Origin of the sequence: Paenibacillus sp. IHB B 3415, from assembly GCF_000802655.2 — a bacterium.
Classification (GTDB): domain Bacteria; phylum Bacillota; class Bacilli; order Paenibacillales; family Paenibacillaceae; genus Paenibacillus_AQ; species Paenibacillus_AQ phytohabitans.
Map to the genome: position 1 here is coordinate 34,328 of NZ_JUEI01000040.1, position 14,343 is coordinate 48,670.

At 50.6% G+C, this 14,343-nt stretch carries 13 protein-coding genes and 2 tRNA genes; 6 read left to right on the top strand and 9 right to left on the bottom strand.

Annotated elements, in window-relative coordinates; translation table 11 throughout:
* Window positions 1–6: 6 nt before the first annotated feature.
* Window positions 7–957 (bottom strand): TRM11 family methyltransferase, encoded by a 951-nt coding sequence (locus QW71_RS18105; protein WP_039301575.1) that lies wholly within the window; start codon window positions 955–957, stop codon window positions 7–9.
* A gap of 44 nt (window positions 958–1,001) precedes the next feature.
* Entirely contained in the window at window positions 1,002–1,484 is a 483-nt protein-coding gene (locus QW71_RS18110) for a helix-turn-helix domain-containing protein (RefSeq protein WP_047013841.1), read from the bottom strand.
* Window positions 1,485–1,598: 114 nt separating this feature from the next.
* Here QW71_RS18110 and QW71_RS18115 point away from each other — a divergent pair, with 114 nt between their 5' ends.
* Window positions 1,599–2,279, top strand: a complete 681-nt coding sequence (locus tag QW71_RS18115; RefSeq protein WP_039301460.1) for an SDR family NAD(P)-dependent oxidoreductase — start codon at window positions 1,599–1,601, stop codon at window positions 2,277–2,279.
* A 157-nt stretch (window positions 2,280–2,436) separates the two neighbouring features.
* Window positions 2,437–3,792, top strand: a complete 1,356-nt coding sequence (locus QW71_RS18120) for a dipeptidase (RefSeq protein ID WP_039301463.1) — start codon at window positions 2,437–2,439, stop codon at window positions 3,790–3,792.
* 196 nt (window positions 3,793–3,988) lie between these two features.
* Here the strand turns inward: QW71_RS18120 and QW71_RS18125 are convergent.
* From QW71_RS18125 to QW71_RS18140, 4 genes are all read right to left on the bottom strand, one after another.
* Window positions 3,989–4,062: transfer RNA gene (locus tag QW71_RS18125), tRNA-Gly, on the bottom strand.
* A gap of 60 nt (window positions 4,063–4,122) precedes the next feature.
* Window positions 4,123–4,196, bottom strand: a tRNA-Gly gene (locus QW71_RS18130).
* Window positions 4,197–4,273: 77 nt separating this feature from the next.
* A complete protein-coding gene (locus tag QW71_RS18135; protein WP_039301466.1) occupies window positions 4,274–6,397 on the bottom strand; it encodes a bifunctional diguanylate cyclase/phosphodiesterase in 2,124 nt (707 codons plus the stop codon).
* Between the two features lie 189 nt (window positions 6,398–6,586).
* The gene (locus tag QW71_RS18140) at window positions 6,587–7,546 is read right to left on the bottom strand and encodes an aldolase catalytic domain-containing protein (RefSeq protein WP_171717412.1); all 960 of its coding nucleotides are present in this window, start codon (window positions 7,544–7,546) and stop codon (window positions 6,587–6,589) included.
* Between the two features lie 250 nt (window positions 7,547–7,796).
* On the opposite strand from QW71_RS18140, the gene QW71_RS18145 reads away from it, so the two are divergent.
* From QW71_RS18145 to QW71_RS41830, 4 genes are all read left to right on the top strand, one after another.
* Window positions 7,797–8,039, top strand: a complete 243-nt coding sequence (locus QW71_RS18145) for a FeoA family protein (RefSeq protein WP_039301469.1) — start codon at window positions 7,797–7,799, stop codon at window positions 8,037–8,039.
* Window positions 8,036–10,048 (top strand): ferrous iron transport protein B, encoded by a 2,013-nt coding sequence (gene feoB / locus QW71_RS18150; protein WP_039301472.1) that lies wholly within the window; start codon window positions 8,036–8,038, stop codon window positions 10,046–10,048. The genes QW71_RS18145 and feoB overlap by 4 nt, the downstream gene beginning before the upstream one ends.
* A 43-nt stretch (window positions 10,049–10,091) precedes the next feature.
* A complete protein-coding gene (locus tag QW71_RS18155; protein WP_039301473.1) occupies window positions 10,092–10,274 on the top strand; it encodes a FeoB-associated Cys-rich membrane protein in 183 nt (60 codons plus the stop codon).
* A gap of 108 nt (window positions 10,275–10,382) precedes the next feature.
* Window positions 10,383–10,514, top strand: a complete 132-nt coding sequence (locus QW71_RS41830) for a hypothetical protein (protein WP_268794622.1) — start codon at window positions 10,383–10,385, stop codon at window positions 10,512–10,514.
* 201 nt (window positions 10,515–10,715) lie between these two features.
* Here QW71_RS41830 and QW71_RS18160 read toward each other — a convergent pair whose 3' ends face one another.
* From QW71_RS18160 to QW71_RS18170, 3 genes are all read right to left on the bottom strand, one after another.
* Window positions 10,716–12,260, bottom strand: a complete 1,545-nt coding sequence (locus QW71_RS18160) for a leucyl aminopeptidase (RefSeq protein ID WP_047013842.1) — start codon at window positions 12,258–12,260, stop codon at window positions 10,716–10,718.
* A gap of 145 nt (window positions 12,261–12,405) precedes the next feature.
* The gene (locus QW71_RS18165; protein WP_039301474.1) at window positions 12,406–13,509 is read right to left on the bottom strand and encodes an ATP-binding protein; all 1,104 of its coding nucleotides are present in this window, start codon (window positions 13,507–13,509) and stop codon (window positions 12,406–12,408) included.
* A 333-nt stretch (window positions 13,510–13,842) separates the two neighbouring features.
* Window positions 13,843–14,250 carry a hypothetical protein gene (locus tag QW71_RS18170; RefSeq protein WP_039301477.1) on the bottom strand — a complete coding sequence of 136 codons (408 nt, stop codon included), beginning with the start codon at window positions 14,248–14,250 and terminating at the stop codon, window positions 13,843–13,845.
* Window positions 14,251–14,343 lie beyond the last annotated feature (93 nt).

Below are 14,343 nucleotides of genomic sequence, written 5' to 3' on the forward strand. Positions count from 1 at the left end.
TTAGCGCTACTCACACAGCATCAGATGACGGGAGAACGCACCCTTCTTCGCAATACAACGGTCGATGATCGTAAAGCCGGCAGAATGAATCATTTCATCCATCGCTTCAATCGCCACAATCACAACCCGGTCAGCAATCCGGCGGGTATGGGTAAGAATGGCAAACTGCTCCTCAGGAGTAATCCGCGAATACAGATTATAAGGCATATCCACAATAGCAACATCGTAATGCTCCGTAATGTCGGCAATATCCCCGAGCGTGACTTCACTCTCGAAGCCGAAATGGGTAATATTCGTCCGCGCTCCGGCAGCAATAAGCGGGTTAATATCACGTCCTACAATATCAATCCCCATAGACAGTGCCTCAACCATTACTGTACCAATCCCGCAGCAGGGATCTATCATCTTCACTCCGGCTATGCGGGGGACCGCCATATTGACCGCTGCCCGGGCCACCCGTGTGCTGAGTGCTATGGAGTAGCTGCGGGGCTTTTTCATCTGCCGGAACCAGGTTGCCTTATTCTTATGATAAGCACCGAAGTACCAGCGTCCGCCCAGCGTTACAATTCCGTACACCAGCTCCGGATGATTCACATCCGCCTCGCCTTCAATCCGCAGGCCGATTTCCCGTTCAATCACTCTGCGCTCATCGTATTCAATTTTATGCTCAGGTGCTAAATCATTCGTCTTCACAAAAATAACCTTAAAGGTCTTCCCCTCCAGCTCCACCTGCTCCGTTTGCCGGTAGATTTCCGGGAGCGTGTCCCCTTCATACATCACATCAATCCGCTCTTTGATAAAAGGGCTGCGGCTGACGTCCACCCGGTCCCCGCTTGAGAATATAGCCGGCGGGATCTCCCGTCCAAACAGGCAGCGCAGCTCCATACCGCATAGGGATGTCTCATCCTCAGAATGGGCGTACGTATAGATATAAGACCGGTTTCCGCCCTGGGGCATTTGTGCTTCATATTCAAGACTTGCAGGTACATTCGCTGACACTGTTATTCCGCTCCTATCGCTTCCGCCGCTTGCGGCGGTTTTGTTTCTGATTCTATACTCAACTTTTCCGGGCTATCCGCCGGTTCAGCAGCTCCATGCCCGCCATCATAGCTGATCCTTGCCTTGGCGATTTCTCCACGGTTTCCATTCACCCATTCTACCAGTAAAGTCAGCGGGCCAAGAAGAGATTCACCCAGCGCTGTAAGACCGTACTCTACAGTTAAAGGGACTGTGGGGGTGGCTTTGCGCCAGACCAGCCCATCACGTTCCAGATGGCGGAGCGTCTGGGTCAGCATACGCTGCGAGATGCCGCTGGAACGGCGCTGCAGTTCCTTGAAACGCAAAGACTGCACACCAAGGTTCACAATAATCAGCATACTCCATTTATCGCCAACACGGTCCAGAATCTGCCGGGTCACCGTGCAATCCTCCAACATAGTCAGTTGCCGGACTGCTTGTAATCCATCGTTCGATTGATTGTTCAAGGTAGTTACCTCCATGTAACCTAAGCAGCTAATAGTGCCTTCTTGCCGCTTAAGCTAACTAAGTTTATCATGGTTACTGTTAGTAATCAACAACCTGAAAGGAACTGATGAACCATGAAAACTATCGCTATCGTAGGCGCAGGACCGGGTCTGGGATTATCTATCGCCAAGAAGTTTGGTGCACATGGCTTCCGTGCCGCTTTGATCGCCCGCAACGCGGACAAATTAAATAATTTAGTAGAGGAACTCGCAGAATTGGGCATTGAAGCCGCTGCCTTTCCGGCAGATCTCTACAATAAAGAGCAGCTGACCGCTGCCTTCCAGGACATCAAAGACAACTACGGCTTCATTGATGTCCTTGAGTTCAGTCCGACCAGCGGCAGCTATCCGCCGACTCCGGCAACGCAGGTTACGGAACAAATTGCCCTTGACGCGTTCCAGTCACAAGTCATCGGCGCGATCCGCAGTGTGGAGCAGGTGCTGCCGGAGATGCTGGAGAAGAAAACCGGCGCTATTTTATTCACAACCGGACTGTCCTCCCTGTACCCGATTCCGATGATGGGCAATATGGGTATAGCTCTCAGCGGGCTGCGCAACTATGCGATGAACCTGCATTCGGATCTGGCACCGCAAGGTATTTATGTGGCCCATCTGGCTATCGGCGCATTTATCAGGCCGGGAACTGCGGCCGATCCGGATCTGATTGCCGATGCATGGTACAATCTGTACGCTACCGGAACCGAGGCCGAGAATACCTTCCCCCAAGGCGTAACACCGGCGACCATCCTCTGGTAAACGGTTTGAACAAACCTTTTTGATCCCTAATGATATCTCCAGTATAATGGATGCATTACACTGCCGAACCTAAGCCGTCCGGACCTGTTATCTTGCCCTGGCATGATACGGGTCTTGGCGGCATTATGCAGCGATTCCAAGGAGGTACATAATTACTATGTCTTACGAAACTTATTTTCAGACTGAGCGTGAGGCTCAGCTAACCGAACTCAAGCAATGGCTGGCAATTCCCAGCATCTCGGCTATCTCTACCCACAAGGAAGATGTGAACGCCGCCGCAGGCTGGCTGGTAGAGACTCTGAAGCGTGCCGGACTGGACAATATCGAGCTGCATCCCACTGCAGGCCATCCTGTTATATATGCAGACTATCTTCACGCCCCGGGCAAGCCGACGATTCTGGTGTATGGACATTACGATGTACAGCCGGTTGATCCGCTGAATCTGTGGACTACCCCTCCGTTTGAACCAGAGATCCGTGACGGCAAGCTGTACGCGCGCGGAGCCACTGATGACAAAGGCCAGGTGTTTATGCACATTAAAGCCATCGAAGCCATCCTCAAGCAGGAGGGCACACTTCCGGTCAACATCAAGCTGTGCATCGAAGGCGAGGAAGAGATCGGCAGCGTGAACCTGCCTCCATTCCTGGAAGCCAACCAGGACAAGCTTGCGGCAGATGCCGTACTTGTCTCGGATACCTCCCTGCTGGAACGCGGACGCCCTGCAATCTGCACCGGACTGCGCGGACTGTGCTCACTTGAAGTCACTGTGAATACCGCACTGACAGATCTTCACTCCGGCTCTTACGGCGGTGGCGTTCCCAATGCGCTGCATGCCCTGGTGTCGCTGCTCAGCTCGCTTCATGATGATAAGGGCCGTGTGTCCGTTGAAGGCTTCTATGAAGGCGTGCCTACCCTTTCTCCTCTCTTGCGCGAAGAATTCGCCAAGCAGGGTGTAGACGAAGACAAGATTAGGACCGGTCTTGGCCTGGAGCAATTATACGGCGAGGAAGGCTACAGCTTCGTAGAACGGGTTGGCGCACGTCCAACGCTTGAATTGAACGGCGTGTACGGCGGCTTCCAGGGCGAAGGCAGCAAGACCGTTATTCCGAAGGAAGCTCATGCCAAAATTACCTGCCGCCTTGTCGGTGACCAGGACCCGCAGCATATCCTGGATGCTGTAGAAGCGCATCTGCAGGCTAATATCCAGAGCGGCGCGAAAGTGCATGTGAAGCAAATGGAGAAAGCCCGGGCCTTCAACATCGATCCGTCTCATCCAATTCTGCAGACCGCTGCAGATGCTTACGGCAAAGTGTACGGCACCCGCGCCCTCTTCACCAAAGACGGCGGATCGATCCCGATCATGGAGAGCTTCTCCCGCATCCTGAAGGCTCCAGTGGTACTGATGGGCTTTGGCCTGGACGACGAGAACCTGCATGCTCCGGATGAGCACTTCAATCTGGAGAATTTCGATAAGGGCCTGCTGACGATTGTGGAGTTCCTGAAGACCGTATAATCCGGCACAGCATTGTCCAAGATGGTCCACAATAGCTGCAACAGCAAAGCCAGGCTCCCGGAGAATCAGGAGCCTGGCTTTTTGCGGTTCATAATACGTAATACGTATGACTGCCCATAATCCTATTCTCGTTAGTTGTAAAACGAAAATAAAACAACAAAAAAACCCTTGTGGACAAGGATTTCGAATTTAAATATGGAGCGGGTGATGGGAATCGAACCCACGCTATCAGCTTGGAAGGCTGAAGTTCTACCATTGAACTACACCCGCAACTCAAATTGAGTACAAGAAAAAAAAAACCCTTGTGGACAAGGATTTCGAATTTAAATATGGAGCGGGTGATGGGAATCGAACCCACGCTATCAGCTTGGAAGGCTGAAGTTCTACCATTGAACTACACCCGCAACTCAAATTGAGTACAAGAAACATTGTAGCATTACTACGAATAAATTGCAACCCTAGCAGGATCTCCAAGATCATATTACGATGGCATTTCCAGCAGCGGCTTCAGAAAAGACAGTTCGAACTCCTCTGCCTTGACCGGCTTGCTGAACAGAAACCCCTGTGCTTCATGGCAATGCTGCTGGCGCAGGAATTGCAGCTGTTCCTTGTTCTCAACGCCTTCTGCAGTTACCTTAAGCTTCAGGTGGTGAGCCATGGACGTTATCGTGGAGACAATCGCCGCATTATTGCTGTCCTCCATCACTTCCGAGACAAAGGAGCGGTCAATCTTGAGCCGGTCAATCGGCATGTTCTTGAGATAATGCAATGAGCTGTACCCTGTGCCGAAATCATCAATACTGATGCATACGCCAAGTCTCTTCAGGCGGTTCAGCTGGTCAAAGGCAGTCTCCTTGTCCAGTGTCATGCTCTCTGTAATCTCCAGATCAACATAGCTGGGATCGAGACCGATCTCCTGCAGAATTGCCCCTATCTTACCAGCCAGATTCGGCTGCAGGAACTGACGCATCGATAGATTAATAGAGACACAAATGGGCCGATAACCGGCATTTTGCCATGTTTTATTCTGCTGGCAGGCCGTTCTTAGCACCCATTCCCCGATTGGAACAATCAGCCCGCTCTCTTCTGCGATTGGAATGAAATCAACGGGAGAGACGAGACCGCGTTTGGGATGATTCCAGCGCAGCAGCGCTTCCATGCCGACAATCTCTTCGGTCTCAAGCAGTACCTGAGGCTGATAGACGAGATAGAATTCCTTACGCTCCAGGGCTCTGCGCAGATCATTCTCCAGCTTGAGGCGTTCCTTCGCCTTCATCTGCATAGCCGGAATATAGCGGCGGATATCCACCCCTTGCTCCTTGGCATTATGCACAGCAGTATCCGCGTTCTGGATTAGCTGCTCTGCCGAATCACCGTCTCCGGGGAAGATGCTCATCCCCAGACTAAGCGAGATGTGGTATTCTCCGGACTCGAGGCTTACCGGTGTCTCGAACAGCCGCAGCAGCTCATTCGCCCGGACCAGACAGTTCTCAAGACCGGTCCGCTCTGTCATCAGAAAAGCAAACTCATCCGCTCCCATACTATAGAGCTCTTCATTCACTCTAACCTGACTCCCGATCCGCTGGGCGACCAGCTGCAGCAGCAAATCTCCTGCATAATGTCCGAGGGAGTCATTAATATTCTTGAAATGATTGATGTTCATGATGACCAGGCCCGAGAATCCGCGGCTTTTGTCCTTCTCACTCTGGATCACGATCTCTTCCATACGCTGCATCAGGCGGCGTCTGTTCGGAAGACCTGTAAGATCATCGTGGAAGGCCAGATAATTAATCCGCGCCTCTGCCTGCTGGTTCTCCTCAAAGGGCTCCTCAATCGTCAATCTGTAGACACCGGTCAGCAGAAGATAATACGCCACTCCGCTGCTGAGCATCCCGAACAGATAATCCATATCTCCGACACTGAACAGATTCATGAAGAAGACCTGGCCCAGTGCAAAGAATACAAGGGAGCGGATAATAATCAGCAACGAAGCCGACTTCTCAATTTTGCCCGGATATACAATAATCCCTACTCCAAGCAGATAAACGAACAGTACGGCCATATTCATCAGATCTCTTACTGTCTCCACCCACGGATAATCCGCCAGTCCAGAGACAATCAGGTTGCCGGAGCCAAACACAGCCGCAGATAGCAGAATTAACAAAAATGAATTCCGGAACACCTTGTGCTTGCTGTCAACCGACACCGGCTGATCTGCCCTGCAGAAGATAAGCACGATCCCAAGCGCACTGGCAAGCCGCGAGAAGGTCAGCAGCCATAGGGACTGTCCGGAACTAATATAAGAGGCAACTCCGGGAATGCCTACAAAACTGAGAACATGCAGGAAATCAAAGATGCTTACACCCAAAAACAGCGCGGATGTATAAAGTCTTGCTTTGGATAATTTATTGGAGAATAACAACCAGCCCTGGGCAAAAATCGCAAAGCCGAAAGCCACAGTGCAGCAGCCTGAAATAAGATAGAATGCCAGCAGTAAATCTTTATCCTCTATATGGCCCAGCGGTGTACGAAAAATCTGGATCAGAAGGAACAGCGCAGCCCCTATAATCGCCGCATGAATGGTCTTTCTCTCTTCTTGTCTCATAAGTCCCTCGCGTCTAAAAATGATATCTATAATAACTAGTCGATGTGTATTATGTCCTATGTATAAATATCGGTTGAATACTCCTGTAAAGTTACATCGTTCATCCTACAATATTAAAAGAAACCATCTCTGGCAGAAAAAAAGCACCTTCCTCATAAATAGAGGTCAGTGCTTTCTTCTTCCGGACGTTTATTTATCCCCGAAATTAACCTCAGGTGTAGTCAGCTTGTCATAGAAGTCAACCGCCTTGTCTTTATCGGCTGAAGAACGCAGCGCCATCGCCGAGCGCGGATGCTCGTCCAGTGTTCCCGTAATCATGTATGGGATGATATATCCCCACTCTTCCTTCTCACGCAACGGAATCATCAGGTTCTCAACGATATCCAGAACGGGACGGAGGGTGTATCTGGTATTCTTCAAATGGGTAACCAGCAGCTCTGTAGGACAATTGCCGGCAGCACGGCCCATGCCGTAGCAGGAAGCGTCCAGCAGTTCGACACCTTTTTCCGCTGCAATCAGTGTATTGGAGAAGGCCAGCTGCAGATTGTTATGCGTATGTACACCCAGGCGTTTATCCGGCAAATGTGTTCTGAACTTCTCTACCAGGTAATGGATGTCATTGTGATCCAGACTGCCGTAGGAATCTACGATATATACAACATCAACGACGCTTTCGCGGATCTGTTCGAACGCTTCAAGCAGTTCATTCTCCATGACATTGGATAGAGCCATAATATTAATCGTAGTTTCATACCCCAGATCGTGGAAGGTCTGCACCAGCTCAAGCGCCTTGTCCACATCTTTGCTGTAGCAGGCTACACGAATCAGATCCAGCATACTCTCACTGCGGGGCAGGATATCATTCACGTCTACACGGCCGATATCGACCAGTGCCGACAGCTTGGTGTGGCCTTTTTGCGGAATAACCTTGCGCAGGAAATCATCATTCAGAAAACGCCACGGGCCGGCACCCTCGGACCCTTTCAGCAGCTTCGGTGAGTTTTTATATCCGATTTCCATATAATCAACACCGGCTTCATTCAAACCAGCGTATAATTTCTGAACAAATTCAATACTGAAATCCCAGTTATTCACCAATCCCCCGTCACGGATGGTACAATCGACAATTTTGCTCTGATTAGTCTTCACAATCTGTTCTCCCTTCGGGCTTAGCTTCATATTATATCCTCATAATAAACAAGGCCACAAACTTACTATGCTTACATTATCGTTCAATCATACTTTAATGAAGAATAAATTGTAAAGAAAATTTCAGTAATTTCCATATAGATTTCAGGAGATCAAAACAATGATATTAGTCACGGCAAAGTTTCTAACAAAATGCTACAGTACAAGAAATAATTGAGATTGATTATCAATCTCTCTCGGAGGGATTACAATGGCTTCTGCATCCTGCTCCTTGCTGCGTTTACAACCGGGCACTATCGGCTCTATTTATAGAATTGAAGGCATGAACCCCATCTTGCGCCGCCGTCTTGCCGATCTTGGAGTATCCGAAGGTGTAATGATCCGCCTGAAGGGTAAAGGTCCTTTTATGGGCCCCATTACGCTGGAATGTAACGGTCAATTATTCGCTATCCGCCGGAAGGAAGCTTCGATGATTGAGGTGAAAGTTTCATGAGCTCCATCGCCCTTGTAGGGAATCCAAACACCGGAAAGACCTCGCTTTTCAATACACTCACATCTTCGTATGAATATGTCGGGAACTGGGCAGGCGTTACTGTTGAGAAGAAGGTCGGCAGCCTGAAGAACGGAGCCGGCATGCTGATCGACTTACCCGGAATCTATTCACTTCATCCGCTCTCCCGCGATGAGGGCGTAGCCGCCCAATATCTGATCGAAGAATCACCCGAAGCACTCATCAATATTGTCGATGCATCGCAATTGGAACGAAATCTGCTGCTTACCCTGCAGCTGCTCGAATACGGCAAGCCGATTGTACTCGGTTTGAACATGATGGATGTTGCCAATGCCCGTGGAATTCAGGTGAATCCTGAAATACTGCAGGCACAGCTTGGGATAACCGTGTTACCGCTGATTGCCAGAACAGGCAAAGGAAGCAGCCAGGTGCTGAGCGTTCTGGAGAAGCCGGCGAATATTCCGCCTGTAAGCTTCCATCTGAATTATGGCGAACTCGTTGAAGCGACGATAACTTCTATTTCAAATCAACTGCAGCAGATCTCCGGGCTGCCTAACCTGCGCTGGGTTTCCCTGCAGCTGATGGAGCAGAATCCGGTAGTACTGGAGCTGCTCAAGAAACGTATGGATACTTCCGAGCTGATGCTCCTCTGCGATGCCTGCCAGACCCAGCTGCAAAAACAGAAGCTGGCGCTTACCCTTCCGCAGTGGATCCGCTCCATCCGCATGGACTACATCCGCAGTGTATGCGCGTCAGCCATCGATGCGACGAAGCAGAAACCGCATAATCTGACAGAGCGGCTGGATTCCATCCTGACTCACCGTTTTCTGGGATTGCCTCTGTTTATCGTCTTTATGTATGCTATGTTCAAAACGACCTTTGACTGGGTAGGCGGACCTTTATCGGATCTTCTGGACGGCTTCATTGGGGGCCCCCTCAGTGACGGAGCCAACTCATTGCTGCAGGTGATCGGTGCATCAGGCTTTACTCATGCTTTGATTGTCGATGGCATTATCGGCGGTGTCGGCGGCGTGCTCGTCTTCGTTCCCCAGATTTTCATTCTGTTCCTGATGATCTCCTTCCTGGAGGATTCCGGTTACATGGCACGCGTCTGCCTGCTGATGGACAGCACGATGGAACGGATGGGCCTGAACGGCAAAGCCTTTATCCCTTTCATTATCGGCTTCGGCTGTAACGTGCCGGCGATTATGGCTGCGCGCAGTATCGAACAGCCCAAAGACCGGATGCTGACAACACTGCTTATGCCGCTGATGTCCTGTTCAGCCCGGCTGCCGGTGTACCTGCTGTTTGCAGCGGTCTTCTTCCCGGCCCGGCAAGCAACGGCGGTGCTGGCGATGTATGTGATGGGAGTAGTCTTCGCCCTGATTCTGTGTAAATTATTCTCCAAACATCTGTTCAAGAATGAATCCTCCATCTTCATCATCGAGCTGCCGCCTTACCGGATGCCGCAGTTCAAGACACTAGGCCGCAGCACCTGGGAGAAGGGCAAAGGCTTCCTGCGTAAAGCAGGAACCATCATTCTTGCCGGTTCGGTCATTATCTGGCTAATGTCCTACGCGGGTCCTGCCGGATTCAATGTGGAGATGGACCACTCGTTCCTGGCCAAATTCGGAGGGTTGATCGCACCGCTGCTGCAGCCGCTCGGCTTCGGCACCTGGCAGGCCGGTTCCACACTGGTTCCCGGCTTCCTCGCCAAAGAGGTTGTGGTCTCCACCATGAATATCATTTACCATGCGCCGGATAGCGCAGGGCTGGAAGGACAAATTGCTTCAGTCTTCACACCGCTTAGTTCGATCAGCTTCATGGCCTTCATCCTGCTCTATATTCCTTGCCTGGCCACGGTCGGAGTAATCAGGAAAGAGACGGCATCCTGGAAATGGACCTTCTTCTCCATGGGATATTCACTGGTACTGGCGTATGCCGTGTCACTGGTTATTTTCCAGGGCGGCCGGCTGTTGGGATGGTCGTAGAGGCAGCAAGTCCAAGATTTACTGAGAGGAAGCGAGAGCAGCAATGATAGTCAATATTCTGATTGTAGCGCTTATCTTCGGGTACTCCGGCTGGATGCTGTACCGTCATGTTCAAAAGGGCAAAGAAGGCGCCTGTGCCGGCTGTGACAAAAGCAAAACCTGTTCGGCCGCATCGCTGGATTCACCTTTGTCCTGCTGCGGAACTACAGCCGATCCCAAACACTAGATCCGTCTGCGTCTCTAGAGAAAAGAATACAATTCGTTTAGAATCCTTGGCATGCGGGTATGTTAGTTATAAGCAATTACAGCCAGACCATACCAAGGAGGAATTACCATGAACACCAAAAAGACATTGTTTACTACGGTAGCATTGGGAGCAGCCTACTTGCTGAAGAATAAGAATACGCGGGACAATATCATGAATGGGGTCCAGTCCTTTACTGCACAGATGAAAGCCAGAAAATAGGATGTGACTCAAACCAAACTCGCTTCTTCCAAAAAATAGTCCAATCTTAAACAGCCCCCTTACTGCACAGATGAAAGCCAGAAAATAGGATGTGACTCAAACCAAACTCGCTTCTTCCAAAAAATAGTCCAATCTTAAACAGCCGCAGTCCCGGGAATCCGGAGACTGCGGCTGTTTAGCTTCATACGGGTCATAACAGATTTATGAAGAGGACTGGGCAGTATCTGCCTCGAATCCAGAGCCAGGAGCTAAGCGGAGCAGATATTCCAGCAGCGTACGCACCATCACACCCGTTGCCCCCTTGGGGTTCACTCCCCGCTCTTTCGACAAAAATGCCGTTCCGGCAATGTCCAGATGAATCCATGGCAGACCTTCAGCAAATTCGCCGATGAATAATCCGGCTGTAGTAGCTCCGCCGTATCTTCCGGCAGCATTGCGGATATCGGCGACCTCGCTTTTTAGCATCTCGCGGAATTCCGGATAGACGGGCAGGGCCCATATCTGCTCGCCTGACAGCCTGGAGGCCTCCAGAAGCTCCGCCAGGAACCCTTCATCATTCGTTACAGCACCCGTAGCCACATCGCCCAGAATGGACAAGACGGCCCCGGTTAGCGTGGCGACATCAATAATCCGTTCCGCTCCCCACTCCCGCGCATACGTGATTGCATCTCCCAGAACTACTCTGCCTTCCGCATCGGTATTCAGCACTTCAATCGTTCTTCCGCTGAGGGAGGTTATAATATCACCAGGTTTAAAAGCATTGCCTGCCGGCATATTCTCCGCCGACGGAATAAGCATGACCACATTGATCCGGGGGCGCAAACGCCCCAAGGCCTCCATGACTCCGAGTACTGCGGCTGCACCGCCCATGTCACTGATCATATCCTCCATCCCAGGAGCTCTTTTGAGTGAAATGCCTCCAGTGTCGAAGGTGATGCCCTTGCCGACAATCCCCACCACATTCTCCCACTGATTGGTTCCCTGATAGCGAATGGCTATCATACGCGGCGGATTCACACTGCCTTTGCCGACGGCCTGTAATCCGCCCATTCCCTTAAGCTCAATCTCACGTTCATCCAGCACCTCAGCAGGAAGGCCGTGGCGTTCGGCTACTTCGATGGCTGCTGCCGCAAGCTCTGAAGGGGTCAGCAGATTACCAGGGAGATTGGTTAAATCCCGGGCCAGATTCGTCGCTTCCCCAAAAGCCTGCCCCCGCAACACACCTGACTTCCAGCGCTCATCCTCTAACTCTTCGGTCTGACGCTCCATATGCAGCCTTACGGCGATTAAGCCGGCGTAGCCCGGCTGCTCCAGCTTGTATTGTCTGCGGCGGTAGGACCCAAGGACCAGGCCTTCTGCAAGGGCCTGGCCTGCTGTCTCAGCTTTCAGGGCCTCAGGCAGCTGGTTCAGCTGATCGGGGATCTGCACGATCAGGGTAGCAGCCTTCAGTCTGTGAGCCGCCCTGGCGGCCTGCGCCATCAGCAGCCGCAGGTCATGGACTGCTGCGCTGCCATTGCCGCTTCCGGCCAGAATGACTACCGGCAGCTCCGGACGGCCAGTCACCGGCAGCAGGTAAATTTGCCCCAGCTTGCCGCTAAACAGCCCTGCCCTGGACAACAGACTGATCCTTTCCGCCCATTCGACCGAAAGTCCTTCCCCCTGCGCCTGTTCCTCCGAGACTATGAAACATAAGGCATCGCCTTGCAGCGAAGCTGCCTCTGAACCGCTGCTCCATTCAATATTCATGCTGCACCCCTCCACTGACTCACTGTATTATTCCAAATAACGCAGACAGGGCTGATCTCCCGCACATGACCGTGCACTGCAGGAATCAGCCCTTAATATATTGATTATAACCCGGAAGCCTGGAAATACCGAGTCTATTGTTAGATTAATGAATGAGAGGGAGCGAAATCACGAACCGGGTTCCCTCATTCAGCCGGCTGCTGACAGAGATGCAGCCTCCATGATTCTTGATGATACGGTCACTGACCGAGAGTCCTAATCCCGTACCATTCTCCTTCGTGGTAAAGAAAGGATTGAACAGCCTATCCAGTGTGCAGATATCCATGCCTTTGCCATTGTCAGAGATAAAAATCCGCACCTCTGTTCCTTCTTTGCGCGCGCCGACCTCTATTTTGCCCATGGAATCATCCGCTCTCTCCGCGATCGCTTCCATAGCATTTCGAATCATGTTTAAGACGACCTGCTTCATTTGTTTCGTGTCTCCGGAGATGAACAGATCTTCCTGAAGCACCTGCAGATTAATCTGGCAGCCCTTCATCAGAGCTTCACTCTCTGTAAGCAGAACGACTTCCTTAAGCAGCGCCGAGACAGGAATCATACTGACCTGTGGTACCGATGGCTTGGAGGAAGTCAGAAATTCATGAATAATGTCATTGGCACGATCAATCTCAGCCAATATAATCTTCGCATACTCCTCCTTGCCGAGCAGGTGAAGATGGGGATGCAGCAGTTGAATAAAACCCCGGATCGCAGTCAGCGGGTTGCGGATCTCATGAGCAATTGAAGCTGATAGTCTGCCGAGCATCGCCAGACTGTCGTTCTGGTATGCTGTCTGTTCAATCAGCTTGAAGTCTGAGATCTCCTTGAGCGTGAACAGGTAGCAGCCCTTCATCTGCTCACCGCTGCAGAGAGAGGCGCGCCAGTACCGGCCATATTCATCTACAAATTCATAGCTTGGCTTACCTTTGACCACCATTTCACGGTAGCTCCGCAAAACGAGCTTCTTCTTAAAACGGCTTAGTTGAATATGGCTTATCAAATGAGTCAGGGTGCAGCCAAGCAGAGAATGACGGCCCAGTTCCAATATGCCGTACATCTGCTTGTTTACAAACGTCAGAACTCCCTCTTCATCAAAAAGCAGAATCCCGCTGTCGATATGCTCCAGAACATCCTCATATGTAGTATCCATCGGTCCGGATTGAAACGTTCTTGCCGGTAAAAGCAAGCTTTCCTGATATTGGCTTATCACGATACGAAGTTCCCCCTTTTACTGCAATTGACGAAGACGCTTAAGCGACATCAAATTACTATGTATATGAGTATATGACGAAGCCGCCAGAACATTCGGAAATCGTATTATATTATCCAACCGTTTCAACTATATTCCAATCATATCCAAGAGAAGAAGACAACGCAATCGGAGAAACTGTCGAATGATAAAAATATTCTTAAAATGATTCTTAAGACACATTAAATATCGTTAGAATGTTTCGTTTCCTGCAAATACAATGAAAAGAGCCTCCGCATTTCGCGAAGACTCTCCTCTTTTATGACATTCCGTGGAAGCATTAAGCTTGGGTATTCAGGCTTTCTGCTGCAGCCGGTGGCGCCGCTGACTCATAACCGCCAGACGCTTTTTCAGTTCACGTTCCCATTTGGTATCGCCAATTTGTTTGGCTACGGCCAGCAGGTCAAGCGACATGTCGATTTGGCTGCGCACAATAGCGAGCGGATCCTCGCTCTCCATATTTATCACATTCTCGAAGATCGCTTCCTCATCTTCCATTACATAATCCTGGAAATCAACATCCGTAACTCCGTCGCCATGGGCATATTCTGCCAGGATTTCATATTCATTTTCGACTTTATAATGTACCTCTACCCGGTGGCATACCGGACAAAAAAGCAGGGGAACATTATGGACTTGCGTGCGATAATGCTTTAGGGTCCCCTTAGTTCCAACCATACTCGCTCCACAGCAAAAGCTCATTTTTGTTCACCCTCCTTGATTTTTTCCGTTGAATTCCTATTATTATATTACACAATGGCAGGAGAGATTCCTCTCCTTGAAGCTATATATTAA